The sequence below is a fragment of the Pseudorhodoferax sp. Leaf265 genome (assembly GCF_001422365.1).
Taxonomy (GTDB): Bacteria; Pseudomonadota; Gammaproteobacteria; order Burkholderiales; family Burkholderiaceae_C; genus Pseudorhodoferax.
In genome coordinates, this window is record NZ_LMMT01000002.1 from 184,619 (window position 1) to 208,736 (window position 24,118).

The window sequence follows — 24,118 nt, forward strand, 5'->3', positions numbered from 1 at the left end:
GAGATCAAGGCCTGCCGGCGGCCTTGGGCAGATACTGGTCCGATCAGAACCACCAGGAGATCGAGCCATGAAGATCCTGATCGCCGTCGACGGCAGCGAACAGACCCAGCGCATGCTGACCTATCTCGCCCAGCACCAGCTGCTGGCCGCCGGCAACGAGTACACGGTGCTGACCGTGGTGCTGGAACTGCCCAAGCGCGCGGCTTCCTACGTGAATGCCGACGTGGTCAAGGGCTATTACCAGGAAGAGGCCGACAAGGTGCTCGAGCCCGTGAAGGCCTTCTTCGCGCAAAAGGGCATCAGCGCCCAGTTCGAGTTCAAGGTGGGCCACCCCGCGCACGAGCTGGCGCAAACCGCCGAGAAGGGCGGCTACGACCTGCTGGCCCTGGGCAGCCACGGCCATGGCGCGCTCGGCAATCTGATCATGGGTTCGGTCGCCACCAAGGTGCTCAGCCAGTGCAAGGTGCCGGTGCTGCTGCTGCGCTGAAACGGTTCTCACACCCCACGGAATCGTTGCCAATGCGCAACGATTTCGTCTCTGCTCGCAGGGGCCGGCGTAAACTCGCCGTCCCCCGCCAGCCAGGCATGCGTCCACATGACGCCATGTGCCAAGCCAGCCCACCACATCCCTCTTTGGGTGAGCTCGCATGCCTGTCCGTTCCTCCTCCCTGCGCGCCGTTGCCGGCTGCGCGTTGACGCCCCTGGCCCTGTGCCTGTCGCACGCCGTCTGGGCGCAAGCCGCGCCGGCCGCGGGCGAGAAGTCGCTGTCCACCGTCACGGTCAATGCCAGCGCCGATGCCTCGGCCGAAGGTCTGTCGCCGTCCTATGCGGGCGGCCAGGTGGCGCGCGGCGGGCGTGCCGGCATTTTGGGCACGCGCGACAACATGGAGACGCCGTTCTCCATCACGAGCTACACCAACGAACTGATCCAGGACCGCCAGGCCAGGAGCGTCGGCGAGGTGCTGCAGAGCGACCCGACCGTGCGCACGGCGCGCGGCTTCGGCAACTTCCAGGAAGCCTACTTCGTGCGCGGCTTCATCCTGAACTCGGACGACACGGCCTACAACGGTCTGTACAGCCTGATGCCGCGCCAGTACATCGCGACCGAACTGTTCGAGCGGGTGGAGGTCTTGCGCGGCGCCTCGGCTTTTCTGACCGGTGCGGCACCCAACGGCAGCCTGGGCGGAGCCATCAACCTGCTGCCCAAGCGGGCGCCCAATGAGCCGCTGTCGCGTGTCACGGTCGGCGTGGGCAGCGGTGGGCAGGCCAGCGTCTCGACCGACATCGCGCGCCGCTTCGGTCCGGATGGCGCGACCGGCATCCGTCTGAATGCCGCCTACCGCGGGGGCGACACGGCGGTGGATGACGAACACAGCAAGCTGGGTTTGCTCGCTTTGGGCATGGACTGGCGCAGCCGCGATGTACGTCTGTCGGGCGATATCGGATGGCAGGACAACCGGCTCAAGCGCACGCGGACCAATGTGGCGGTTGGTGCGGCCCTGACTTCCATCCCGGCAGCGCCGGACGCCAGCGCCAACTATGCGCAACCGTGGTCTTATTCGAACGAGAAGGATTGGTTCGGGACCTTCCGGGCGGAGGTCGATCTCAATTCCAATCTCACGGCCTGGGCCGCCTACGGTTTGCGCCGCAGTGAAGAAGCGAATTCGCTCGCCAACCTCACGCTTGCCAACGCTGCCACCGGCGCCGGCACGACGAGCCGTTTCGACAACGCGCGGGAGGACCGTGTCGATACCGGCGAGCTCGGTCTGCGTGGCAAGTTCCGCACAGGCTCCGTGGGCCACGAAGTCGTGGCGTCCATCTCGGCCTTCCAGCTCAAGAAGGACAACGCCTATGCGCTGGGCCGGGGCAGCACACTCGCAACCAACCTGTACAACCCGGTTGCGTATGCGCAGCCCGCGCTGACCTATCTGGGCAACGACCTCTCCGACCCGGCATACAACGGCGCGACGAAGCTGCAGAGTTTTGCGATCGGCGACACCGTGTCGCTCATGGATGAACGGCTGCTGCTGACGTTGGGGCTGAGGCATCAGAAGATGAAGGTGGAGGATGTCAGCTACCGCATCGTCGACAACGGCGTCGTCACCCAACCCGGTGGCGTACGGAAGGAATACGACAAGAGCCGCACCAGCCCTGTGGCAGGTCTGGTGTTCAAGATCACGCCACAGTTCTCGGCATACGCGAACTACATCGAAGGCCTGGTCAAGGGGGACTCCGCTCCGGCGACAGTTCTGGGCAATGTGCCCGTCACGAATTCCGGCGAGGACCTGCCGCCCTATGTCTCCAAACAAAAGGAGATCGGCCTGAAGTTCGATGGCGGCCGCTTTGGCGGCGGGGTGGCGTTGTTCAGCATCGACAGGCCCCGCGCGGTCACCACGGTCACTGGCAACACTGCGGTGTTCTCCGCCGCCGGCAAGGACCGCCACCAGGGCGTGGAACTCACCATGTACGGCGAAGCCATGCGCGGACTGCGTGTGCTGGGTGGCTTGACGTGGCTGGATGCCAAGCAGCGTTCCACCGGTTCGTCGACGACCGATGGCAAGCGCGTGATCGGTGTTCCCAAGACGCAGGCCAGCATCGGCGCCGAGCTCGATGTACCGGGCGTGCGCGGTCTGGCGGTCGACGGTCGCGTGGTCTACACCGGCAGCAGCTACGCCAATGCAGTCAACACGCTGCAAGCCCCGTCCTGGACACGCCTGGACGTCGGCGCACGCTATCTGATGGAAGTGCAGGGCAAGGCCCTGACGCTGCGTGCCCGGGTCGACAACCTGTTCGACAAGAACTACTGGGCCTCCACCGGCGGTTATCCGGGCTCCGGCTACCTCGTCGTCGGTGCCCCGCGCACCTTCATGTTGAGCGCCTCGGTCGACTTCTGATCCGGCGGCCCCGATGCTCAGCACCCGCGCCATCCGTGCCTGGACCTGGACCCACAAGTGGTCCAGCCTGGTCTGCACGGTGTTCATGCTGCTGCTGTGCATCACCGGCCTGCCGCTGATCTTCCACCACGAGATCGGCCACCTGCTCGGCACGGAGATCGAGGCGGCTGAGATGCCGGCGAACACGCCGCGTGCCGACCTGGACGCCGTGCTGCGCACGGCCATCGCGCGGCATCCCACACTGCAGGGCATGTTCGCCTCGCAGGAGGAGGACGACGAACGCGTCTGGTACGTCACGCTGGCGCCCACGCCCGACGCCAAGGCTGGCTTCAAGCAGGTGGCCGTCGATGCGCGCACCGGCCAGCCGCTCGGCGAGCCCTCGCTGGACAGCGGCTTCATGTACGTCATGCGATCGCTGCACATCGATCTGTTCATGGGCCTGCCCGGCATGCTGTTCCTGGGGCTCATGGGCGTGCTGCTGCTGGCCTCGCTGGTGTCCGGCGCGGTGCTGTACGCGCCCTTCATGCGCAAGCTGCGCTTCGGCGAGATCCGGCGCGAACGCAGCACGCGCGCCAAGTGGCTGGACCTGCACAACCTGGTGGGCATCGTCACGCTGGTCTGGTTCACGGTGGTCGGCGCCACGGGCGTCATCAACGCCTGGGCCGACCTGCTGGTCAAGTACTACCAGTCCACCGAGGTCGCGGCCATGCTCGCGCCCTACAAGGGCAAGCCACCGCTGGCCTCGCCGGGCTCGCTGCAGGGGGCGGTGGCCGCCGCGCTCGCGCACGAGCGCGGCATGAAGGTGGCCTTCGTGGCCTTCCCGGGCACCAGCTTCGCGAGCCCGCACCACTACGGCGTGTTCCTGCGCGGCGGCGAGCATGTCACGGCCAGGCTGCTCAAGCCCGTGCTGGTCGACGCCGCGACGAGCCGGGTGACCGACAGCCGGGAGCTACCCTGGTACCTCAAGACGCTGCTGGTCTCGCAGCCGCTGCACTTCGGCGACTACGGCGGCCTGCCCATGCAGATCCTGTGGGCGCTGCTGGATGTGGCGACCATCGTCGTGCTCGCCACCGGCCTCGTGCTGTGGTGGCGCAAGCGCGCGCCGGCGCGCCAGGCCAGCGCGGCCACCGCCAGGGCCCGCGCCTGATGCGCCGCGCGTTCTGGCACCTGTGGGGCTGGCCGCTCGTGGTCGGCCTGGCCAGCGGCACGGGCCTGGTCAGCGCGCTGGTGGCCGATGGTTGGGGCGACTGGTGGGCCTGGGCCGGCCTGGGCCTGCCGCTGCTGCTGGCCGCCTGGCACTGGTGGGGACCGCCCAAGGACCGCCGACCCTAGTTTTTCTTTTCATCACCACGCAAGCCCGCAGCCGCCGCCACGTGTCTTGCTCCGAACCCATTTCTGGAGGGAGCTTTTCATGTCGCACGACTGTCGATTCCGCGGCCATCGCCGCACGATGTTGGGCTGGGCCTGCCTGATAGCCTGTTCTGGTGGCGCGCTGGCCCAGACCGCGGCGCTGCCCGAGGTCAAGGTCAGTGCCGAGACCGAGCGCGAGGGTGCCGCCCAGGGTTACCGACCGGGCAAGGTGCGCCAGCTCGGTCCGCTCGGCGACGTGGACCTGCTGGATACCCCGTTCTCCATCAGCGTGACGCCCAGGGAACTGATCGAGAACCTGCAGGCAAGCAAACCGGAAGACGTGTTCCGCTACAACCCCGTGGTCCAGGTGACGGGGCCGCAGTCGCGCTTCTTCACGAGCCTGACCCTGCGCGGCTTCAGCGTCGGTTCCACCCGGCGCATCGACGGGATTCCCAACACCACGAGCTATGTCAACCTGGACCTGGAGGACAAAGAGCGCGTCGAGGTGCTGACCGGGCTGTCCGGCTTTCTGTACGGCTCGGGCAATGTGGGGGGAACCGTCAACTATGTGGTCAAGCGACCCACGTACCAGCCGCTGCGCCAGATCACGGCCGGCATCACCGAGGGCAGCAACCTGCGCCTGCACGCCGATCTGGGCGGCCGCCTGGATGGCGAGGGCCGTTTCGCCTACCGCTTGAACGTGGTCGGCCAGAACGGCGACACCGCCACGAACCACCAGTCGATCCGGCGCGGCCTCGTGAGCGCCGCACTGGACTGGAATCTCACGGACCAGGTGCAGCTTCAGTTCGAGGCGTCGCGCAGCCACTACCGCATGCGCGGCACCGAACCTTACTGGGCGGCCGATGCCGGCGTGCTGTATCCGCGTGCCCCCGATCCCGAGCGCTTCTACGGCCAGGCCTTCACGAGCACGGTCACGACGCAGGACCGCCTCGGTGCCCGGCTGAACTGGCGGCTCGGCGCCGACTCGGCCTTGCGCGCAGGCCTGGCCCGGCACCAGTCGACGATCGACCTCGTGGTCGTCAACAACACCTTTGCCGCCGGCCCCGGCGGCAGCTACCGCGTGCAGGGCAGTGCCTGGGAGTACCCGGACGTGGACGCCCTGGGCGGCTTCGCGCTGTTCGACCACACGCTGCGCACGGGCGGCATCCAGCACAAGTTCACGCTGGGCTGGTTCGGCGACCGCGACACGCGCACCAACTTCCGCAGCTCCGCGGGCGGCTGGGCCACGCTGACCTCCGGCCTCATGAACGTCGGCGCGCCGGCGCAGTTCGCCGATCCGGGCCTGGTGCCGGCCGGAGACAAGGTTCGAGGGCCACGCTCGCGCTTCGACAACTTCGTGCTGGGCGACCAGCTCACCTTCGGCGAGCGCTGGTCGGCGCTGCTCGGGCTGACCAGGGCGCGGATCCAGGAGGCGCCCTACAGCGACAGCCGCGCCACGCCGTCTGTGGCCGTGCTATTCAAGCCGCGGCCGGCGCTGACGCTGTACGCCAGCTACATGGAAAGCATGGAGAAGGGCGGCACCGCGCCGCTGGTGTTCAACGGCGTGGCCCTGGTCAACGCCGGTGCCGTGATGGCGCCGCTCATGAGCGAGCAGGTCGAGCTCGGGGCCAAGGCCGAGCTGGGCGGCATGTTGCTGACCGGTGCGCTGTTCCGCATCGACAAAGGCCTGCAATACACCGACGCGCGTGTTGCGGCAGCGCCCGTCTACGTGCAGGACGGGCGCCAGGTGCACCAGGGACTGGAGATCACGGCCAGCGGGCGGGCGACGCGGCAGCTTTCGCTGTGGGGCGGCCTGACGCTGATGGACGCGAGGATGGAAGAGAACGCTGTCAACCCGGCGCTCGAAGGCAAGACGCCTGCCAACGTGGCCGAGCGCATCGCCAAGCTCTATGCCGAGTACGACCTGGCGGCCGTGCCGGGGCTCACCCTGACCGGCGGCATTTCCTACACCGGTCGGCAGCAGATCAATGCCGACAACACCGACAGCGTGCCCGGCTTCACGCTGCTGGACGCTGGCCTGCGCTACCAGCTGCGGGCAGCCGGCAAACCCTGGGTGTTGCGGCTCGGCGTGAACAACCTGGCCAACAAGGCCTACTGGCTGAGCGGCAACTACGTGGGCAAGCCGCGCACGGTGGCGGCGTCGGTGCAGGTGAACCTGTGAGGGGATGGACGGAGAAGCGAATGACGAACAAGCTCTTTCGCCATCGCAGGACCTCCCTGGCACTGGCCTGCTGGATGGCATGCCCGGCCTGGGCCCAGACCGGCGCCAGCCTGCCCGAGGTGAAGGTCACGGCCGAGGGCGAGACCGCCAGCGGCCCGGCCAGGGGCTTCGTGGCCAAGCGCAGCGCCACGGGCACCAAGACCGACACGGCCCTGGTCGAGACGCCGCAGTCCATCACCGTGGTCACGCGCGAGCAGGTCGAGGCCCAGGCGGCCGACTCGCTGGACCAGGCCTTCGGCTACTCGGCCGGCATCACGCCGTTGTCCGGTGGCTCGCAGCGCCGCATCTCGACGAGCTTCACGGTGCGCGGTTTCAACGTGACGGGCCAGGCGCCGCTGTACCTGAACGGCAGCAAGTTCCCGATCAACTCGCTGTCCGGCGCGATGGAGCTGTACGCCTTCGAACGCGTCGAGCTGCTCAAGGGCCCGGCCTCGATCCTGTACGGCCAGACCGCGCCGGGCGGCATCATCAACCTCGTGAGCAAGCGGCCCACGGCCACGCCGCTGCGCGAGGTCGAGTTGCAGGCCGGCAGCTGGGGCCGGCGCCAGGCCGCTGTCGACCTGGCCGGCCCGCTGACCGAGGACGGCCGCGTGGGCTACCGCATCACGGCGCTCGCGCGCAATGCCGACGCCATGGTCCCACAGCTGGCCGACGACCGCCGGCTGCTCAACATCGCGGTGGCCTGGAAGCTCACGCCCGACACCGACATCACCTTGCTGGCCGGCTACAACCGGGGCAAGAGCCAGTACGACTACGGCAAGCCCTACGACGGCACGCTGCTGCCCAACCCCAACGGGCGCATCGTGCGGGATCTGTTCGTGGGCGAGCCGGGCTTCGACCACTTCGACACCGAAGGCAAGACCGCCGGCTGGCTGCTGGAGCACCGGCTGAACGAGGACTGGACGCTCAAGCAGAACCTGCTGGTGTTCGACTACACGGCCGACAACGCCTACGCCTCGATCGCTAGCCGTGCCGATGCCGCGACCGGCCTGCGCACGGTGAAGCGCGACCCGACTGTGCGCTATGACACCGACAAGGGCTGGAGCCTGGACAACCAGCTGCAGGGCCGCTTGCGCACCGGTCCGCTGGACCATCTGCTGCTGGCGGGTCTGGACTTCAGCGACCGCGATTTCAGGCGCGCGCAGCGCACCGGTACCGTGACCGCGCTGGACCTGTACAACCCGGTCTACGGCAACAGCGTGAACCTGGCTGCCGCTGGGTCGCGGTCGTCGACGTCGGCGCGGCAGCTGGGCCTGTACCTGCAGGACCAGATCAAGCTCGGCGCGGGCTGGGTCGCGCTGCTCGGCGCGCGCTACGACAAGGCGCACAACGAGGGCAGCACCGTCCTGGCCAACGGCGCAGCCTCGGCCACGGACGAGAGGTCGCACGCCTTCACGCCGCGGGCCGGCCTGCTGTACCACTTCGACAACGGCCTGGCGCCGTACTACAGCTACACGCGCTCGTTCCAGCCGGCCTCCGGCGTGGACTACTTCGGCCGGGCCTTCAAACCGACCGAGGGCACGCAGCACGAACTGGGCCTGAAGTACGAACCGCGGGGCACCAACCTGCTGGTCACTGCCGCGGTCTACGAACTCACGCAGACCAATGTCTCGACCGGCGATCCGGACCATCCGGGCTTCTCGATCCAGACCGGGGAGATCCGCTCCAGGGGATTCGAGCTGGAAGCGCGCGCCAGCCTGAGCAGGCAGTGGGACGTGACGGCCGCGCTGGGTGCGATCGACGCACGCGTGACCAAGAGCAACACCGCCAACCTGGGCACGCGGCCGACCTCGGTTCCGCGCAACACGGCTTCCGTCTGGGTCGATCACCGCTTCGCGGCCCTGCCGGGCCTGTCGGCTGGACTGGGCGTGCGGCGCGTGGGCGCCCAGGCCAGCAGCGTGGCCGGGCTCAACGTGCCGGCCTTCACGCTGGTCGACGCCGCGCTGCGCTACGAGACCGGCCCCTGGCGCTTCGCGTTGAACGTGAAGAACCTGGCCGACAAGAACTACCTGGCCGACTGCACCTATGCCTGCTTCTACGGCGACGAGCGCAATGCCACGTTGACGGTGTGCTACAGCTGGTGAGACCCCTTTTCCAACCTGAAGCCTTGAACACCATGTCCATCGCACAAGCTCCTTTCGCGCACCGCGCGGCCACGTTGGCCGTGCTGGCCTTCGTCCATGTCCTGCCAGCCTTCGCGCAGCAATCCGAACCCACAGCCGGCACGCTCGGCGAGATCCGTGTGAACGCGAACGCCGAGCGCGAGACCGCCACCTCGCCCGTCGTCGGCTACCGCGCCAGGCGCGCCCTGACCGCGACCAAGACCGACACCCCGCTGGCCGAGACGCCGCAGTCCGTCACCGTGGTCACGCGCGACCAACTGGTGGACCAGGGCGCCACCAACCTGCAGGACGCGCTGAGCTACGCGGCCGGCGTGCGCTCCGATGGCTATGGCCTGGACTCGCGCGCCGACTCGGTGATGATCCGCGGCACCGAGCCCAGCGTCTACCTGGACGGGCTGCAGCAGAACTCGGCCGGTTGGTACACCAGCACCACGCGGCCCGACCCTTACACGATGGAGCGCATCGAGGTGCTGCGCGGCCCGGCCGGCATGCTGTTCGGCGCCGGCACGGCGGCCGGTGTCGTCAACATGGTCAGCAAGCGGCCGCTGCAGGAGGCGCAGCGCGAAGTGGGCGTGCAGTTCGGCAGCTGGGGCCGCAAGCAGGTGCAGGCCGACCTGACGGGGCCGCTGTCGGCGCAATGGTCCTACCGGCTGGTCGCGCTGCACCGCAAGGCCGACACCCAGGTCGACCACGTGCCCGACGACCGCACGCTGATCGCGCCTTCGCTGGCCTGGCGGCCCGACGGCGCCACCTCGCTGATCCTGCAGGGCTTCTGGCAGAAGGACAAGACGGGCAGCACCTCGCAGTTCTTCCCCTGGGCCGGCACGCTGCTGTCCAACCCGAACGGCCAGCTGCCGACCAACCGCTTCATCGGCGAGCCGGGCGACGGCTACGACAGCGACCGCCAGTCCTTCGGCTGGCAGTTCGAGCACCGCTTCAACGACCAGTGGACGCTGCGCCAGAACCTGCGCACGGCGCGCAACGAGAACGACTCGGACTACTTCTACGCCAACTTCTTCGGCAACAACGCCGACGTACCCGCGGGTGGCTGGAGCGTCGATCCGGTCAATCAGCGGCTCATCGAGCGCCGCTACAGCCGCACCATCACGCGCACCCGCATGACCGGTGTGGACACGCACGCTGAAGGCCGGCTGCAGACCGGCGCGGTGCAGCACACCCTGCTGACCGGCCTGGACTATTCGCGCCAGCGCGAGCACAAGCGCCAGGGGACTTCCCAGGCCAGCGTGATCGATGCCTACGCGCCGGTCTACGGCGTGGATGTGCCGGATCGCGGCAACCTCGTGGGCCAGCCCGGCACCACGCAGCGCAACATCGGCATCTACCTGCAGGACCAGATGAAGCTGGACCGCTGGATCTTCGTCGCCGGCCTGCGGCACGACCGCGCCACTGCCAGCACCGATGGCAAGGACAGCGAGACCACGACCGCCACGACCAAGCGCCTGGGCCTCATGTACGCGCTGCCGGCAGGCTGGTCGCCCTACCTGAGCTACACCGAGTCGTTCACGCCGCAGGCGGGGCGCTTGGTCGGCGGCGGTCTGTTCAAGCCGCTGCGCGGCGAGCAGGTCGAGGCGGGCGTGAAGTATCTGCCCGATGGCGTGCCCCTGGCCTTCACCGCGTCGGTCTACCGGCTCAAGGAGAAGAACCGCACGGTCTGGGATCCGGCCGACCTGCTGCGGTTCGGCCGGCAGCTCGACGAGACGCGCAACAAGGGCGTGGAGCTGGAGATGAAGACCACCATGGCCAGGGACACGGACGTCATCGCGCACTACAACTACATCGATGCCGACCGCAAGCTCCCCGGCATGCCGCGCCACCAGGCGGCGGTCTGGGGCAAGCAGCGCTTCGCGATCGCAGGGCTGAGGGGTTTCTCTGTCGGCGCAGGCCTGCGCTACATGGGCGACTTCATCGACAGACAGGATGGCACCTCCGGCCCGCGCGTGCCCTCGGTCACCCTGCTGGACCTGGTGTTCGCCTACGACACCGACACCTGGCGCTTCGCACTCAACGTCAACAACGCCACCGACAAGACCTATGTGAGCACCTGCCTGTCGCGCGGCGACTGCTGGTGGGGTGCGCGGCGCAACGTGGTGGCCAGCGCGACCTACCGCTTCTGATCAGGCTGCGGCGAGCTGCTGCAGCCCTTGCGGGTCCGGCAGCAGCAGCTGCGCGCCGCTCTGCTGCACCAGGCCGCGCTCGCGCAGCTGGCGCAGCACGCGCGAGAAGGTCTCCGGCGCCATGCCCAGCTGGGCGGCGATGGCGCGCTTGCGCTGCTGCAGCGCGATGCCCACGCGGCCATCGTCCGCCTGCCGGGCATGCTGCAGCAGCCACTGGGCGCAGCGCGCCTCGGCGTCCTGCGCCAGCAGGGCCAGGGTGGCCTCGGTCTGGCGGCGCTGGGCCCGGGCCAGGTCGAGCAGCATGCGGGCTGCGGCCTCGGGCAGGCCTGCATGCCAGCGGCGCAGCGTGGCGGCCGGCAGCGTGCGCAGGTCCACCGGCGTTTCGGCCACCCAGTCGCAGGGCGAGGGCTGGTCCAGCAGCGCGGAGGCGGCGTCCAGCCAGCACGGCGCCTCGAACTCCGCGAGCCGGTGGCGCAGGTGGCCGCGCTGCAGCAGGCCGGCGACCACCAGGCCGCTCTGCAGGTACAGCGCGGTCTGCGGCGTGGCGAAGCGCGCGGCCAGCAGTTCGCCGGGCAAGGCATGGCGCGGCGATGCATCGAGCAGGAGGGCGGCGGACATGGGCATGGCGGCACTGTGGACCAGCGCGGTGCCGCGGGTTTTGCGTTAGCGCAAGAACTGCGCAGTCAGGGCCAGCCGATGCGGCCCTGGCCCAGCTGGTCCAGCCGCTCGCGCAGCGCGGCCTGGGCGTCGGCCGCGACCTCGAAGCGCATCTGCACCAGGGGGCCGTGCTCCACCGCCAGGCCGCGCGCACCGGCCGCCTCGAGCGCCCGGCGCACGCCGCCCTCCAACGCATAGGGCAGCACGCAGGCCAGCGGCTGCCAGCGCACCAGCGCCACCTTGTCGGCCAGCAGCAGGGGCTGGGCCACGGCGTCGGTGTAGGCACGCACGAGGCCGCCGGCGCCCAGCTTCACACCGCCGAAGTAGCGCACCACCGTGGCCAGCACGCCGTCCAGATCCTGCTGGCGCAGCACGTGCAGCATGGGCCGGCCGGCCGTGCCGCCGGGCTCGCCGTCGTCCACCGCGGCCGAGTCGCCGCCGGCCAGCAGCGCCCAGCAGACATGGGCCGCCCCAGGGTGTTCGGCGCGCAGGCCGGCCACCACGCGCAACGCCTCGGCGCGGTCGGCCACGGGCTGCACCTGCCCGAGGAAGCGGCTCTTCTTGATGACGAGTTCGTGCTGGACGGGACGGGCGATCGACTGCGGCATGGGCCGAGCTTACCCAGCCGGCCGTCCGGTCTCAGTACAGCGTGGCGCGCTGGCGGGCCGGCAGTTCGCGGTCGTAGGTCGCGCCGTCGAAACCGCCCTGCGTGAGCGCCGACAGGATCGCTCCGGGCGTGGGCAGGTCCAGTTGTGTGCGGGGCGGTGCCGGCCGCCACAGTCCGCTGCGCTGGATCGCGCGGGCGCACTGGAAGTAGACCGACTGCACCGCAATCTCCAGCACGCAGAACGGCGGTTTGCCCTGCACCGCGAAGCGCGCCAGCAGCTGCGGCGCCGTGCGTATGCGCGCGCTGCCGTTCACGCGCAAGGTCTCGCCCAGGCCAGGCACCAGGAACAGCAGGGCCACGCGCGGGTCGGCCAGGATGTTGCGCAGGCTGTCGGCGCGCTGGTTGCCGCGGCGCTCGGGCAGCAGCACGGTCTTGGCGTCCTGCACTACGGCGAAACCGGGCGGGTCGCCGCGCGGCGAGGCGTCCAGCCCGCCGGGCCCGCTGGTGGCCAGCACCGCGAACGGCGCGGCCTCGATCCAGCGGCGGTACAGCGGGTGCACATGGTCGATCTCCTTGTGTTGGGCGGCCGGGGCGGGTGGGCCGAGCAGGGCGTCGAGCTGGGCTGGCGTGGTCAGGTGGTCGGGGTGGGTGTCCATGGCGCCATGGTGGCTGGCCACGTGCGCGTCGGCAAACGAGATTGCGGCCGTTCATGCGTGAGAAGATGTCACGCATGACCTCCCGCATGCCGCCGCTCAACGCCGTGCGCGTGTTCGCTGTGGCGGCGCGGCACCTGAGCTTCACGCGCGCGGCGGCCGAGCTGCACGTCACGCACGGCGCCGTGAGCCGGCAGGTGCGCACGCTGGAGGATTTTCTGGGCACGCCGCTGTTCGAGCGCCGCATCCGCCAACTGCTGCTGACGCCGGCCGGCCAGCGCTTCCATGCCGAGGTCGAGCCCGCGCTGGCGCAGATCGCGCTGGCCGCGCAGGCCACGCGCGGGCCGGCGCCGGTGCAGTCCGTGCGCGTGAACGTGCGGCCCTCGTTCGCAGTGCGCTGGCTGATCCCGCGGCTGCCCGGCTTTGTGGCACTGCACCCGGACATCGTGCCCCAGGTCGTCACGAGCACGCAGACGCCGGGCGCGGTCGGGGCCGAGCCGTTCGACCTGGCGATCCGGCGCGGCCTGGATGGCTGGCCGCCGGGCCTGCGGCTGCAGCCCTTCCTCGAAGACGGGGCCCTGGTCGTCGGCGCGCCGGCCTTGCTGCGTGCGCACCCCGTGGCCACGCCGCAGGCATTGGCGGCCCATGTGCTGCTGGCCTCGCATTCGCGTGGCGAGGACTGGGCACGCTGGCGCCGCCTGGCCGGCCTGGCGCGGCTGCGGCCGGCCGGATGGCTGCACTTCGACCACCTGCACTTCGTGCTGCAGGCCGCGCTGGATGGCCTGGGCCTGGCACTGGCGCCGGCCAGCACCGTGGTGCAGGACCTGGCCAGCGGCCGGTTGCAGGCGCCGCTGCCGGCACTGTGCTTGCCGCTGGAGCGCTACTACATCGGCCAGGCGCCCGATGCCGGGCCGGCCGCACAGGCCTTCCTGGCATGGCTGCAAGACGGGGCGGGCGCGTAGCGCGGCGTGGCATCCCCAGGCTGCGTACGGGCGCCGCCCAGGCGGGGCATGCCCGCTCGCTATCATCGTCCGATGCCCGCCAGCCTCCCGTTTTCGCCCGTGCCGATGCCATCGGGCGGGCGCGTGCGCCGCCTGCTGGCGCAATGGTGGGCGGTGCTGCTGTTCGGCGCGGTCGCGGCGGTCTACGCGCTGTCGCCGTCCAGCCACGACGCGCGCAGCCGCGACGCCACCGCGCGGTTGCTGCACGCGACGACCTGGCTAGCCCTGCCCTGGTTCGCGCTGCTGAGCGCGCTGATCAGCCTGGCGCTGATCCGCACGCTGGTGGTCACGGCGCAGAGCTACGGGCTGTCGCAGTTCGCGCTGGAGATGGTGGTGCGCGTGCTGGTGCTCGAATTCGTGCCGCTGGGCGCGGCGCTGTTCGTGCTGCTGCGCGTGGCGCTGGCCGGCGACCTCCTGCCCGCGCCCGATGCGGCCGGCGGCCTGGCGCCGCAATCCATCGCGGCACCGCGCTGGCGGCTCGAACTGGTGCCACGCGTGCTGGCGCTGGGCTTCGCCGTGCTGGCCCTGGCGATCGCCAGCGGCGTGCTGGCGCTGGTGCTGGCCTACACCGTGGTCTATGGCATCTCGCCCTGGGGCTTCGAGGCCTACACGCGCATGGTGGGCCGTGTGTTCGACCCGGCCGTGGGCCTGGCCCTGGGACTCAAGACCGCGCTGTTCGCGCTCACGGTGGCCGTGGTGCCGTTGGCCAGCGCGTTGCAGGAGCTCCCTGCGCAGCGCCGTGCCGGCGGCTTCGCGGTGCGCAGCGGCACGCGGCGCGTGCTGGCGGTGCTGGTGCTGTTGCAGGCGGCGTCGCTCGCGCTGAAGTTCCTGTGAACATGGACGAACTGCAGGACGCTGCGCCGCCGCGCAACGTGGGCTTCAAGGCCGGCGTGCTGCTGGCCCTGGTGCTGGTGCTGCTGTGCGGCGCCGTGGCCTACCTGCTCTATGCGCGTGGCGTGTTCGAGGAGACGCAGGAGCTGCGCCTCCTGGCCGACGACTCCGAAGGCGTGAGCGTGGGCATGGACCTGACCTTCGCCGGCTTCCCGGTGGGCCGCGTGCGCCGCATCGAGCTGGCCGACGACGCCAAGGTGCGCATCGTGGTGGCCGTGGCGACCAAGGACGTGGGCTGGCTGCGCAGCACCAGCATCTACACGCTGGAGCGCGGCCTGGTCGGCGAGGCGCGGCTGCGGGCGTTCACCGGCGTGTTGACCGATCCGCCGCTGCCGCCGGGGGCGGAGCGTCCGGTGTTGCGCGGCGACGTGAGCGCCGAGATCCCGCGCCTGGTGGCGACCATGCAGGCACTGGTGGGCAACTTGGAGCGCCTGACGCAGGAAGGCGGCCATGTCGACACCAGCCTGGCCAACCTGCGCCAGCTGAGCGAGGGCCTCAACGGCCGCTACGGCGTGCTGGGCGCCGCGCTGGGCGGCGAGGACAACGCGAAGAAGCTGGTCGCGGCGCTGGACCGCGCCAATGCGCTGCTGGGCCGCACCGACCAGCTGGTGGGCAACGCCGACCGGCGCCTGTTCGGCGCGAAGGGCATGGCCGACGATGCGCAGGCCACGCTGCGCCAGGTCAACGCCCTGCTGGCCGATGCGCGCGCGAGCCTGACCAAGCTCGACGCGGTGCTGGTCGAGGCGCAGGCCGTCGGCGCCAATGCGCGCGTGGCCACGGCCGATCTGGCGCCGCTGCGCGCCGAGGTCGAGCGCAGCCTGCGCCGGGTCGATGCGCTGTTGGGCGAGGTCAACCGCAAATGGCCGTTCGCGCGCGACACGGAGATCAAGCTGCCATGAGGGCCGCGCTGCTGGCCGTGCTGCTGCTGGTGGGCTGCGCATCGCGCCCGCCCGTGCCCGATTGGCAAGGCAACGCCCATGGCGCGCTGCAGGCGGCGGTGGCCGCCACCTTGAACGGCGAGAACCGCGTGGCCGAGGCCGAGATGGCGCGGGCGCGCAGCGAGATCGCGCGCACCGGCCAGCCGGCCTTGCTGGCCCGGGCCGAACTGGTGCTGTGCGCCGCGCGCGTGGCCAGCCTGGATCTGGACGGCTGTCCGGCCTATGCGGCGCTGGCTGTGGACGCGGCGCCAGCAGAGCAGGCCTACGCGGCCTTCCTGTACGGCACGGTGCTTCCAGCGCAGGTCGACTTGCTGCCGGCACAGCACCGCGCGGTGGCCGTGGGCGGTTCGCCGCGAGCCGAGCCGCAGGACCCATTGGCGCGGCTGGTCGGCACGGCGGTGCTGCTGCGCCAAGGGCGGGCAGCCCCGGCCGACGTCGCGGCGGCCGTGCAGACGGCCTCCGGCCAGGGCTGGCGCCGGCCGCTGCTGGCCTGGCTCGGCGCGCAGTTGCGCGGGGCCGAGTCGGCAGGCGATGTCGACGCGGCGCAACACATCCGGCGTCGCATCCAGTTGGTGAACTGAGCGTCCAGCGGCCTTGCGGTGCCGCTTGTCTGGCTGTGCATTGCATTCACGCCTTCGGGGAAGTTCGCCTGTCTACAATTTCTTTCCCCGGCCTCCTGTGGGTCGGGTTTGTTTTCTCGAACCGGAGTTTTTCCATGCAACGACGTCTGGCCGTCTCGATGGCTGCTGTGGCCACGCTGGCCCTGGTGGGCTGCGCCACCGAAAGTTCGCGCACCGTGCAGGTGGCGCAGGTGGCGGCGGCTGCCACGCCCTATGGCGGCCCGCGCCTGCCGATCGCGGTGGGCAAGTTCGACAACCGCTCCAGCTTCATGCGCGGTGTGTTCTCCGACGGCGTGGACCGGCTGGGCAGCCAGGCCAAGACCGTGCTGGTCGCGCACCTGCAGCAGTCGCAGCGCTTCTCGGTGCTGGACCGCGACAACATGGCCGAGGCCGCGCAGGAGGCCAAGCTGCAGGGCCAGGCGCAGCAGCTGCGCGGCGCCTCCTACGTGGTGACGGGCGACATCACCGAGTTCGGCCGCAAGGACGTGGGCGACCGCCAGCTGTTCGGCATCCTGGGCCGCGGCAAGGAGCAGGTGGCCTATGCCAAGGTCACGCTCAACGTGGTCAACACGCTGACCTCCGAGGTGGTGTTCTCGGCCGGCGGCGCCGGCGAGTACGCGCTGTCCAACCGCGAGGTGCTGGGCTTCGGCGGCACCGCGGGCTACGACGCCACGCTGAACGGCAAGGTGCTGGACCTGGCCATGCGCGAGGCCGTCGATGCGCTGGTCGCGGGCCGCGACGCCGGCCGCTGGGGCCAGGAGCGCAAGTGAGCCGCACGTCCTTGCCCTGGCGCGCGCTGCCGCTGGCCGGTGCGCTGCTGCTGTCGGCCTGCGCGGCGCCGAACAAGCCGCTGTACTCCTGGGAAGGCTTCCCGCGCCAGCAGTACGAGGTGCTGCAGCGCTCGGGCGCCGACCCGAACGCGCAGATCCAGGCCATGCAGGCCCATGCGGAGAAGGCGCGCGCCGCGGGCGCCGCGCTGCCGCCAGGCTTCCGCGCGCACCTGGGGATGCTGCAGCTGGCCACGGGTGCAGCCGAGCAGGCCCGTGCGAGTTGGCAGGCGGAGAAACTGGCCTTTCCCGAATCCGCGCCCTACATGGACCAGCTACTCAAGCGGCTGGATGGCGGCACCGCCGCCCAGCCCGCACCCGCGAACCCGTCATGAAACTCCGCCTTGCAAGCCTGGCCGCCGTTGCCGGCGCGCTGCTGCTGAGCGGCTGCGCCACGCAGCGCGCGCCCTACGACTACAGCGCCTTCCAGCAGGCCAAGCCGGCGACGCTCTTGGTGCTGCCGCCGCTCAACGACTCGCCCGAGGTCAATGCCACGGCAGGCCTGTGGTCGCACACCACGCTGCCGCTGGCCGAGGCCGGCTACTACGTGCTGCCGGTGGCGCTGGTCGACGAGACCTTCCACCAAAATGGCGTGCAGACCCCGCAGGACGCGCAGGCCATTGCACCGGCCAAGCTGCGCGAATTCTTCGGTGCCGACGCTGCGGTTTACCTCAAGATCACGCAGTACGGCACGAGCTACCAGCTGCTGGCCAGCGACACGCGCGTGACGGCCGAGGCCCGCATCGTCGACCTGCGCACCGGCACGCAGCTGTGGGCGGGCAAGGCCACGGCCTCGTCGGCCGAGGGGCAGCAGTCGCAGGGCGGGATCATCGGCATGCTGGTCACCGCCATCGTGCACCAGATCGTCAACACCAGCACCGATGCGGCCTACAACTACGCCGGCATCGCCAGCCAGCGCCTGCTCGGCGCGCCGCGGCTGGATGGCGTGCTGCCGGGCCCGCGCTCGCCGCTGTACGGGCAGGTGCCCGGCAACCGGCGCTGAGCACGCAGCCCCGGACCGGCCGCCGACGCGCGCCAGGCAAGGATCAGCTGTTGCGGTAGGCCGCCAGCGCCATGGCGCTCAGGCTGCTGCTGGCGCTGCCGATGGCGGAGAGCTTGTTCGCCGTGCTCAGCACGGCGGCCTGCTGGTCCTTCAGCGCCTGCGAGCGCTTGTCCAGGCGGGCCAGGTAGTCGCTCAGGCGGCCGTCGTCGGCCAGCGCCTGGGTGCTGGCGCCGGCGAGGCTGTCGCCCAGCGTGGACAAGGCACCGGCAACGCCGGCCGCGCCGCCGGCCACGGCCTTGCCCAGCGCGCTGCTGTCCAGCACCAGCGCTCCGTCTTCCTGGCGGCCGATGCCCAGCCTGGCCAGGTTGCCGCGCGGCGTGTCGAGTGCGTCGATGGCCTTGTCCAGGGCCCGCTCGGTGCGGCCGACGCCCGCGTCGCTGCCCACGGCCGCGCCAGCCTTGCGGGTGGCGTTGTAGGCGGTGACCAGCTTGGTCATTGCCGACTGGATCGCCTCGGGCGTGCTGGATGCCGAAAGCGCGGTGAGCCCCTTGGCCGCCGTGCCCAGGTCGGCCAGGCCGGACTTGAAGCTGCCCAGCGCCGAGAGCGAGGCCGTGACGGTCTGCGCCTGCGCGGCGATGCGTTCCTGCACCTGCGCCAGCACCGGCGAGATCTTCCCGAGCGCCTCGGTGTCGGCGGATGGGGCCTTCGATGGGGTCTGCTGCGTGCTGCTGGCCAGCTTGGCCTGGGCCTGCGCGAGCACGCTGTCGACGGAGATGTTGCCAGTGCGCATGGCGGCAAGGATAGTCAGGCGAAGGCGCCGGCAGTGCCGGAAATGGGCCGGAAAAGCCAGCCAGTTCGCCGGCTGGTTCCGGCCCCTGTCGAAACCATGCGCCCTGGTGCGTCGTGCAGCTACAAGCGACTGTGTTCAACCCCCAAGAGGAGATCGACATGCGATTCATGGTCATCGTCAAGGCCACGGCCGACAGCGAAGCGGGCGCGATGCCCAGTGCGGACATGCTGGCCGCGATGGGCCGGTACAACGAGGAACTCGTGCAGGCCGGCGTGATGCAGGCCGGCGAGGGCCTGCACCCGAGTTCGCGCGGTGCGCGCGTGCGCTTCTCGGGCCCGGCACGCACCGTGGTCGACGGGCCGTTCGCCGAGACCAAGGAGTTGGTCGCCGGCTTCTGGCTCTGGAAGTGCGCGTCGCTGCAGGAGGCCATCGCGTGGGCCAAGCGCTGCCCGAACCCCATGCCGGGGGACTCCGAACTCGAGATTCGGCAGGTGTTCGATGCCGAGGATTTCGGCGAGGCGCTGACGCCCGAGCTGCGCGCGCAGGAGGAGCGGCTGCGCGAGCAGGTGGCTGCGCAGCAGAAGTCCGGGGCCTAGGTAGCGCCCCTTCGTTGCGGCCACGCGCCGTCGCCCGAACAGCCCCACGAAGGCGCACCCCAGCGACCAGGACAGCTCGCTGATCGCCGACGCGCCTGCGGCACGTCGGCGCCCTTACCAAAGGACCTGGAGGCCCAGGCTGCCGTTGACGCCGCTGCGCGTGCGCGCTCCGCCACCCGCGGCCCAAAGCTTGCCGAGTTCACCATAGAGGTTCACGCTGGGGCCCAATTTCCATGTCGCACCGGCGGCCAGTTCGCTGCTCGTGCCACCGGTTCTGGTGGCGATGTCCGCAGAGCCTCCCGGGCCGATGAAGCGCGTGATGTCGGTGCCGCTGCTTCTGCGGTAGAGGTTGAACCGCGCATAGGGCTGTACGACATCGCCGGCAGCGGTGTGGATCTCGCCCTTCACACGCACACCCGCGCGCAGCATCCAGCCACTGTGGCTGTCCTGCTGAACCAGCGCGGCGGCGATCTGCGTGTCCTGCAGCTTCTGGCGCTGGTAGACGAGCTGCAGTTGAGGCTCCACCCGCCAGTGCGGTGTGAGCTGCCACGACTGCCCCACTTCGATGGAGGCCAGCCGGCTGTGGCCCTTGTTGTCGTTGACAGCGGCTGCGGCGTCGGGACGCAGGTCATACCGAAGGCGCCCTGCCTGCAACACGGCATCGGCGTAGAAGCCGTTGTCGCCCATGTACGTGCCGTAGATGCCGAGGTTCTGGCTGCGCAGATCGCTGCTGCCCACGGCCGTATCGGCAATGCCTGAGGCCAATCCGTAGACACGCATGTTGCTCTCGAGCATGCCCACGTAGAGGCCGGCACGCCAGTGGGTGTCGACCCACAGGTCGGTGCCGGTCTGGAAACCCTTCAGGCGGCCTTCGCTGTGGGGGGCTGCGCTGCCGCCCTGGCGGATGCTGCGGTCCGCGTTGATGAACCGCGCCCAGGCCTGGCGCTGGCGGATACCGGTACCGTTTCCGCCATCCATGCGGATGCCATCGTCTCCCACGCGCTGGTGCAAGTTGCCCAGCATGACCAGGCCGGCTTCGCGGAACTGCTCCGGCAGCGCCGAGAACAGGGGGACCTCGACACGGTAGGTGGGGACGACCACCGGTGCTGGTGCCGGAGGGGCCGGAGGTGCGGGAGGGGCCGGAGGTGCAGGAGGTGCAGGAGGGGGCGGGGGAACGGGTGTCGGTGCGACCTCGGGGACCAGCACCGTGGATCGCAGGTACCAGTTCTCGCCCGCGCCCGTGGCATCCGCCGCGTACAACCGGTATTCGTAGGCTCCGCCATTGATGCGGCCGCCGGCCAGGTTGAACGCGTCCCGGGTGGTCTGGGCCGTGGTGGTCGCGCCATTGATCGCGCTGACGACTTCGATGCCGTCGCCCACGGTCAACGCGCCCAACCCGCCGAGCACGTTGACCTGCACTGTGGTGGTTCCGCTCGCAGTGACGCCAGCACCGTCGATCACCAACCGGTCGCTGATGCTGCCACTGCCCCCGAGCACGGTGCCGATGCGCAGGACCCCGTCGCGGCCGACATAGTTGCCGGTGGTGCGCAGCGTGCTGCCCAGGGCGTTGCCGAACAGGGACACCGTGCCACGGTTGTCCAGGCCCGCCACCACCTGGTTCAGGCCCGCCGTATCGAGCACGGCGCCGGGAGCCACCACATGCGCGGAGTTGGGACTGAAGGCGTTGGTCACTCCCGCCAGCAGCCGGCCTTGGCCAACGGTGGTGGTGCCTCCATGGACATTGTTGTCGGACAGCGTGAGCGTACCGGCACCCTCCTTGGCCAGGCCACCGGGGCCCGACAGCACGCTGGCCACCGTGACATCGAAGCCATTGGAATCCAGGCGCATGCCGCCGGTCGCCAGTTGGAAGCTGCCGGGCATGAACCCGGAGATCAACGGCGCGAGGGTGGTGCTGGCCGCGCTCGCGCGCAGGGTGCCGTTGTCGAAGCTCACGGATGCCGTGCCCACCCGCCTGGACAGCGCCGCCGTCTCGAGGATGCCTCCGGTGTCGACGACGAGGGTGCCCGTCGTCGCGCCGTCGGCCACCGCCATCTGCACCGAAGGTGCCGCGACCAGACCGCCGTCGCGGATGGTGAGGGTCCCTGCCCCTGACGTCGTTTCGAATTTGGTCCCGACGTCCAACCTGCCCGCATCGAGCAGCAGGCGGGAGCCCGCGCCGGTCACCAGCAGCGAGCCGTTTCCCCCACGGCCGATGGCGCCGACCGCACCCGGGCTGGAGAGCCGGATGCTGCCCCCGTTGGACACGGTCACGGCCACACTGTCACTGGCGCCGCCGATGGCAAGGAAGCTGCCGGCATTCCACTCCGTGCCCGCTCCGTCCACGGTGGCGGTGATGGTGGTCGCGGCTGTGGAGCCCGGGATCTCCCCCACGTAGGAGCGGCCGGTGGAGAGTTTGGCGCCATTGGAGAGCGAGAGCGTGACATCGTCGCCCCGGCCCAGCACCAAGTCCTTGGCGACCACGAGCGCACTGCCGTTGCCGCGGATGTCGAACCCTCCCGAGGAAAGGAACATGTCGCCAACGGTCTGCAGCATGGCGCCATCGGCCACTGCCAGGCCCGAAGATCCTGGCACGCCAAAGAAGTCGATGTAGGTATAACTTCCCGTGCCGGTGACCGAGGCCTGCGCTCCCTGGAAGCGCAGGGTGAATCCGGCGGTGTCCAGGAGCAGCGAGACCGGATTGGTGGAGGCGTCGAACACCCCGCCGACGGACACCGTGATGTTGTTCGACAGCGTGATGTACGTGTTGGCAGTGCCGTCGGAATTCGCTGCGTTGATCGCCATTCCCAGTTCCACGGGGGTGGCCACGGTGTAGTCGCCCGAATGGGCCAGGGGCACGCCGCACGTCGCCACGACGAGGCCCACCGTGTGCAGGCCAGGCCGGTGTGCCCGACGGACCACGTTCCAAACCCATCCGAACCTCTGGTTCATACGCCCGCCCTTGAAGAGTGAGAGACTGGAATACGTTGAAGCGGCCGGCCTCGCACCGCACGGCTGTGCAAAGTCTGCCATACCTGCACGGCGCAGGGCGGCGCATCGAAGAGTCGATGGCCAAGCAAGCGGGACAGCCATCCTTCGTGCCGCCACGCACCCCGCACTGCACAGGCGATGCTTGGCGGTGGACACCACCCCGCTTCACCCCGCTGCTGGCCTGCGGTTCACCAGCAAGAGCGCGTTCCTGGCGGAAATGGAACACGTGGTGCCGTGGGCCGTCCTTGTCGGCCTGATCGCGCCGTAGGCGCCGGAAGGCAGGCGCGGTCGCCCGCCGGCCTGACGCTCGCCACAGGGCGCAGAGCAGGGTGGACGCCGATGCTGCGGTGGCAGGCCTTCCTGCATACTGCGCCGATGTTCCGCATCGGCTTGCTCTCCGACACCCACGGCCTGCTGCGTCCGCAGGCCCTGGCCTTTCTGCGCGGCAGCGACCACATCGTGCACGCGGGCGACATCTGCGATCCGGCCATCCTCGACCAGCTGGCCGCCCTCGCGCCGCTGACGGCCGTGCGCGGCAACAACGACTTCGGCCCCTGGGCCGAGCGCCTGCCCGAGACCTGCGTGGCGGACATCGGCGGCCTGCGCCTGTGCGTGCTGCACGACCTGGCCCAGCTGCGGCTGGATCCGGCCGCGGGTGTGCAGGTGGTCGTCACGGGCCATTCGCACAAGCCGCGCATCGCGCGCGAGGGAGGCGTGCTTTACGTGAACCCGGGCAGCTGCGGGCCGCGCCGCTTCACGCTGCCGATCGCGGCGGCCGAGTTGCTGGTGGACAGCGGCGAGGCGACGGCGCGCATCCAGGAGCTGGTGTGAGCGCCGCGCCGGGCCGTCCCAAGCAAGCCCGCACCCCTTCGGGGGGCAGCGAACCGCGCGCAGCGGGGAGCGTGGGGGCCGCAGTCACCGTCGCCGAGACCCCGCGCCTCGCGCTGCGCCGCCTGACGCTGGCCGACGCGCCGTTCTACCTGCAGCTGCTCAACGGGCCGACCTGGCTGGCCCACATCGGCGATCGCGAGGTGCGCACGCTGGCGGATGCCCAGGCCCACATCGCGGCCCACATCCTCGTGCCCTACGCCAGCCACGGCTTCGGCATGTACCTGGTGCAGCGCCGCAGCGATGGCGCGCCGCTGGGCCTGTGCGGCCTGGTGCAGCGCGAGGCGCTGCCGGCACCGGACCTCGGCTTTGCGCTGCTGCAGGAACACGAAGGCCTGGGCTATGCGCGCGAGGCGGCGCAGGCCGTGCTCTGGCATGCCTTCGGCGAGCTGCAGCTGGCACGGCTGCTGGCCGTCACGGCACCGACCAACCTGCGCTCGACCAAGCTGCTGGGCGCGCTGGGTTTCCGTTTCCAGGGCATGGTGCCGGTCGGCGACCGCTCGCTGCGCCTGTATGCCTTGGCGAGGTCCTGAGATGCGTCGCGTGGTTGCTGTCCTCTCGAGCTGTTGTGCATTGGCCCAGGCCGCGCCGCCGCCCGCGCCTGTGCAGGCCGAGATCGACGCACTGCTGGCCGGCCTGCAGGCCTCGGGCTGCGAATTCCAGCGTAACGGCCGCTGGCATGCGGGCGCCGAGGCCGTCGCCCACCTGCAGAAAAAGCGCGACTACCTGGAAAACCGCGACGCCATCCGCAGCACCGAGGATTTCATCGGGCTGGCCGCCTCCGAAAGCAGCATGAGCAGCCAGCCCTACCGCGTGCGCTGCGCGGGTGCCGAGCCGGTCGACAGCCGTGCCTGGCTGCTGCAGCGGCTGCAGGAATTGCGCCGCAAGAAGCCTTGACGAATCCCCCCACTGAAG

General features: G+C 70.2%; 23 protein-coding genes. 18 read left to right on the forward strand and 5 right to left on the reverse strand.

Going from position 1 to position 24,118, the window contains the following annotated elements:
- Nucleotides 1-67: 67 nt before the first annotated feature.
- The 7 genes from ASF45_RS05060 to ASF45_RS05090 all read left to right on the forward strand — a co-directional run bounded on the left by ASF45_RS05060 (nucleotide 68) and on the right by ASF45_RS05090 (nucleotide 10,744).
- On the forward strand, nucleotides 68-487 hold the full coding sequence (locus tag ASF45_RS05060) for a universal stress protein (protein WP_056657933.1): 420 nt from the start codon (nucleotides 68-70) through the stop codon (nucleotides 485-487).
- Nucleotides 488-647: 160 nt separating this feature from the next.
- The gene (locus tag ASF45_RS05065; RefSeq protein WP_056657935.1) at nucleotides 648-2,894 is read left to right on the forward strand and encodes a TonB-dependent siderophore receptor; all 2,247 of its coding nucleotides are present in this window, start codon (nucleotides 648-650) and stop codon (nucleotides 2,892-2,894) included.
- A gap of 13 nt (nucleotides 2,895-2,907) precedes the next feature.
- The gene (locus ASF45_RS05070) at nucleotides 2,908-4,041 is read left to right on the forward strand and encodes a PepSY domain-containing protein (RefSeq protein ID WP_056657937.1); all 1,134 of its coding nucleotides are present in this window, start codon (nucleotides 2,908-2,910) and stop codon (nucleotides 4,039-4,041) included.
- Complete coding sequence (locus ASF45_RS05075; protein WP_056658126.1) at nucleotides 4,041-4,226, forward strand: hypothetical protein; 186 nt, start codon at nucleotides 4,041-4,043, stop codon at nucleotides 4,224-4,226. The genes ASF45_RS05070 and ASF45_RS05075 overlap by 1 nt, the downstream gene beginning before the upstream one ends.
- A gap of 79 nt (nucleotides 4,227-4,305) precedes the next feature.
- Nucleotides 4,306-6,426: a TonB-dependent siderophore receptor gene (locus ASF45_RS05080; RefSeq protein ID WP_235580807.1), complete on the forward strand. Its 2,121-nt coding sequence runs from the start codon at nucleotides 4,306-4,308 to the stop codon at nucleotides 6,424-6,426.
- A 20-nt stretch (nucleotides 6,427-6,446) separates the two neighbouring features.
- Nucleotides 6,447-8,570 (forward strand): TonB-dependent siderophore receptor, encoded by a 2,124-nt coding sequence (locus tag ASF45_RS05085; protein WP_056657942.1) that lies wholly within the window; start codon nucleotides 6,447-6,449, stop codon nucleotides 8,568-8,570.
- Nucleotides 8,571-8,602: 32 nt separating this feature from the next.
- Complete coding sequence (locus tag ASF45_RS05090) at nucleotides 8,603-10,744, forward strand: TonB-dependent siderophore receptor (RefSeq protein ID WP_056657946.1); 2,142 nt, start codon at nucleotides 8,603-8,605, stop codon at nucleotides 10,742-10,744.
- On the opposite strand, the gene ASF45_RS05095 is transcribed toward ASF45_RS05090, so the two are convergent.
- From ASF45_RS05095 to ASF45_RS05105, 3 genes are all read right to left on the reverse strand, one after another.
- A complete protein-coding gene (locus ASF45_RS05095) occupies nucleotides 10,745-11,362 on the reverse strand; it encodes a Crp/Fnr family transcriptional regulator (RefSeq protein WP_235580809.1) in 618 nt (205 codons plus the stop codon).
- Nucleotides 11,363-11,427: 65 nt separating this feature from the next.
- On the reverse strand, nucleotides 11,428-12,009 hold the full coding sequence (locus ASF45_RS05100; RefSeq protein WP_056657952.1) for a YigZ family protein: 582 nt from the start codon (nucleotides 12,007-12,009) through the stop codon (nucleotides 11,428-11,430).
- Nucleotides 12,010-12,040: 31 nt separating this feature from the next.
- The gene (locus ASF45_RS05105; RefSeq protein WP_056658129.1) at nucleotides 12,041-12,664 is read right to left on the reverse strand and encodes a pyridoxamine 5'-phosphate oxidase family protein; all 624 of its coding nucleotides are present in this window, start codon (nucleotides 12,662-12,664) and stop codon (nucleotides 12,041-12,043) included.
- A gap of 74 nt (nucleotides 12,665-12,738) precedes the next feature.
- Here ASF45_RS05105 and ASF45_RS05110 point away from each other — a divergent pair, with 74 nt between their 5' ends.
- The 7 genes from ASF45_RS05110 to ASF45_RS05140 all read left to right on the forward strand — a co-directional run bounded on the left by ASF45_RS05110 (nucleotide 12,739) and on the right by ASF45_RS05140 (nucleotide 17,941).
- Nucleotides 12,739-13,623: a LysR substrate-binding domain-containing protein gene (locus tag ASF45_RS05110; protein ID WP_056657956.1), complete on the forward strand. Its 885-nt coding sequence runs from the start codon at nucleotides 12,739-12,741 to the stop codon at nucleotides 13,621-13,623.
- Between the two features lie 72 nt (nucleotides 13,624-13,695).
- Entirely contained in the window at nucleotides 13,696-14,496 is an 801-nt protein-coding gene (locus ASF45_RS05115; protein ID WP_082550813.1) for an ABC transporter permease, read from the forward strand.
- 2 nt (nucleotides 14,497-14,498) lie between these two features.
- On the forward strand, nucleotides 14,499-15,452 hold the full coding sequence (locus ASF45_RS05120) for an MlaD family protein (protein ID WP_056657959.1): 954 nt from the start codon (nucleotides 14,499-14,501) through the stop codon (nucleotides 15,450-15,452).
- Nucleotides 15,449-16,072 (forward strand): hypothetical protein, encoded by a 624-nt coding sequence (locus tag ASF45_RS05125; RefSeq protein WP_056657961.1) that lies wholly within the window; start codon nucleotides 15,449-15,451, stop codon nucleotides 16,070-16,072. The genes ASF45_RS05120 and ASF45_RS05125 overlap by 4 nt, the downstream gene beginning before the upstream one ends.
- Nucleotides 16,073-16,206: 134 nt before the next feature.
- Entirely contained in the window at nucleotides 16,207-16,881 is a 675-nt protein-coding gene (locus tag ASF45_RS05130) for a CsgG/HfaB family protein (protein ID WP_056657964.1), read from the forward strand.
- Complete coding sequence (locus ASF45_RS05135; protein ID WP_063887580.1) at nucleotides 16,878-17,273, forward strand: DUF4810 domain-containing protein; 396 nt, start codon at nucleotides 16,878-16,880, stop codon at nucleotides 17,271-17,273. The genes ASF45_RS05130 and ASF45_RS05135 overlap by 4 nt, the downstream gene beginning before the upstream one ends.
- Nucleotides 17,270-17,941: a DUF799 domain-containing protein gene (locus tag ASF45_RS05140; protein ID WP_056657967.1), complete on the forward strand. Its 672-nt coding sequence runs from the start codon at nucleotides 17,270-17,272 to the stop codon at nucleotides 17,939-17,941. The genes ASF45_RS05135 and ASF45_RS05140 overlap by 4 nt, the downstream gene beginning before the upstream one ends.
- Nucleotides 17,942-17,984: 43 nt before the next feature.
- On the opposite strand, the gene ASF45_RS05145 is transcribed toward ASF45_RS05140, so the two are convergent.
- Entirely contained in the window at nucleotides 17,985-18,731 is a 747-nt protein-coding gene (locus tag ASF45_RS05145) for a hypothetical protein (RefSeq protein WP_056657970.1), read from the reverse strand.
- Between the two features lie 158 nt (nucleotides 18,732-18,889).
- On the opposite strand from ASF45_RS05145, the gene ASF45_RS05150 reads away from it, so the two are divergent.
- Nucleotides 18,890-19,327 carry a YciI family protein gene (locus ASF45_RS05150; protein ID WP_056657972.1) on the forward strand — a complete coding sequence of 146 codons (438 nt, stop codon included), beginning with the start codon at nucleotides 18,890-18,892 and terminating at the stop codon, nucleotides 19,325-19,327.
- A gap of 114 nt (nucleotides 19,328-19,441) precedes the next feature.
- On the opposite strand, the gene ASF45_RS05155 is transcribed toward ASF45_RS05150, so the two are convergent.
- Nucleotides 19,442-22,210 (reverse strand): autotransporter outer membrane beta-barrel domain-containing protein, encoded by a 2,769-nt coding sequence (locus ASF45_RS05155; RefSeq protein ID WP_056657975.1) that lies wholly within the window; start codon nucleotides 22,208-22,210, stop codon nucleotides 19,442-19,444.
- Nucleotides 22,211-22,690: 480 nt separating this feature from the next.
- Between ASF45_RS05155 and ASF45_RS05160 the strand changes: the two genes are divergently transcribed.
- From ASF45_RS05160 to ASF45_RS05170, 3 genes are all read left to right on the forward strand, one after another.
- The gene (locus tag ASF45_RS05160) at nucleotides 22,691-23,146 is read left to right on the forward strand and encodes a metallophosphoesterase family protein (RefSeq protein WP_056658139.1); all 456 of its coding nucleotides are present in this window, start codon (nucleotides 22,691-22,693) and stop codon (nucleotides 23,144-23,146) included.
- A 71-nt stretch (nucleotides 23,147-23,217) separates the two neighbouring features.
- A complete protein-coding gene (locus tag ASF45_RS05165; RefSeq protein ID WP_056657978.1) occupies nucleotides 23,218-23,736 on the forward strand; it encodes a GNAT family N-acetyltransferase in 519 nt (172 codons plus the stop codon).
- Nucleotide 23,737: 1 nt separating this feature from the next.
- Nucleotides 23,738-24,100 carry a DUF5329 domain-containing protein gene (locus ASF45_RS05170; protein WP_056657981.1) on the forward strand — a complete coding sequence of 121 codons (363 nt, stop codon included), beginning with the start codon at nucleotides 23,738-23,740 and terminating at the stop codon, nucleotides 24,098-24,100.
- Nucleotides 24,101-24,118 lie beyond the last annotated feature (18 nt).

Coding starts and splice junctions, on each gene's coding strand:
- ASF45_RS05170 (WP_056657981.1), top strand. CDS start 23,738: ATGCGTCGCGTGGTTGCTGTCCTCTCGAGCTGTTGTGCATTGGCCCAG.
- ASF45_RS05085 (WP_056657942.1), top strand. CDS start 6,447: ATGACGAACAAGCTCTTTCGCCATCGCAGGACCTCCCTGGCACTGGCC.
- ASF45_RS05145 (WP_056657970.1), bottom strand. CDS start 18,731: ATGCGCACTGGCAACATCTCCGTCGACAGCGTGCTCGCGCAGGCCCAG.
- ASF45_RS05120 (WP_056657959.1), top strand. CDS start 14,499: ATGGACGAACTGCAGGACGCTGCGCCGCCGCGCAACGTGGGCTTCAAG.
- ASF45_RS05160 (WP_056658139.1), top strand. CDS start 22,691: ATGTTCCGCATCGGCTTGCTCTCCGACACCCACGGCCTGCTGCGTCCG.
- ASF45_RS05115 (WP_082550813.1), top strand. CDS start 13,696: ATGCCCGCCAGCCTCCCGTTTTCGCCCGTGCCGATGCCATCGGGCGGG.
- ASF45_RS05060 (WP_056657933.1), top strand. CDS start 68: ATGAAGATCCTGATCGCCGTCGACGGCAGCGAACAGACCCAGCGCATG.
- ASF45_RS05070 (WP_056657937.1), top strand. CDS start 2,908: ATGCTCAGCACCCGCGCCATCCGTGCCTGGACCTGGACCCACAAGTGG.
- ASF45_RS05110 (WP_056657956.1), top strand. CDS start 12,739: ATGACCTCCCGCATGCCGCCGCTCAACGCCGTGCGCGTGTTCGCTGTG.
- ASF45_RS05095 (WP_235580809.1), bottom strand. CDS start 11,362: ATGTCCGCCGCCCTCCTGCTCGATGCATCGCCGCGCCATGCCTTGCCC.
- ASF45_RS05105 (WP_056658129.1), bottom strand. CDS start 12,664: ATGGACACCCACCCCGACCACCTGACCACGCCAGCCCAGCTCGACGCC.
- ASF45_RS05075 (WP_056658126.1), top strand. CDS start 4,041: ATGCGCCGCGCGTTCTGGCACCTGTGGGGCTGGCCGCTCGTGGTCGGC.
- ASF45_RS05130 (WP_056657964.1), top strand. CDS start 16,207: ATGCAACGACGTCTGGCCGTCTCGATGGCTGCTGTGGCCACGCTGGCC.
- ASF45_RS05065 (WP_056657935.1), top strand. CDS start 648: ATGCCTGTCCGTTCCTCCTCCCTGCGCGCCGTTGCCGGCTGCGCGTTG.
- ASF45_RS05125 (WP_056657961.1), top strand. CDS start 15,449: ATGAGGGCCGCGCTGCTGGCCGTGCTGCTGCTGGTGGGCTGCGCATCG.
- ASF45_RS05150 (WP_056657972.1), top strand. CDS start 18,890: ATGCGATTCATGGTCATCGTCAAGGCCACGGCCGACAGCGAAGCGGGC.
- ASF45_RS05080 (WP_235580807.1), top strand. CDS start 4,306: ATGTCGCACGACTGTCGATTCCGCGGCCATCGCCGCACGATGTTGGGC.
- ASF45_RS05140 (WP_056657967.1), top strand. CDS start 17,270: ATGAAACTCCGCCTTGCAAGCCTGGCCGCCGTTGCCGGCGCGCTGCTG.
- ASF45_RS05090 (WP_056657946.1), top strand. CDS start 8,603: ATGTCCATCGCACAAGCTCCTTTCGCGCACCGCGCGGCCACGTTGGCC.
- ASF45_RS05100 (WP_056657952.1), bottom strand. CDS start 12,009: ATGCCGCAGTCGATCGCCCGTCCCGTCCAGCACGAACTCGTCATCAAG.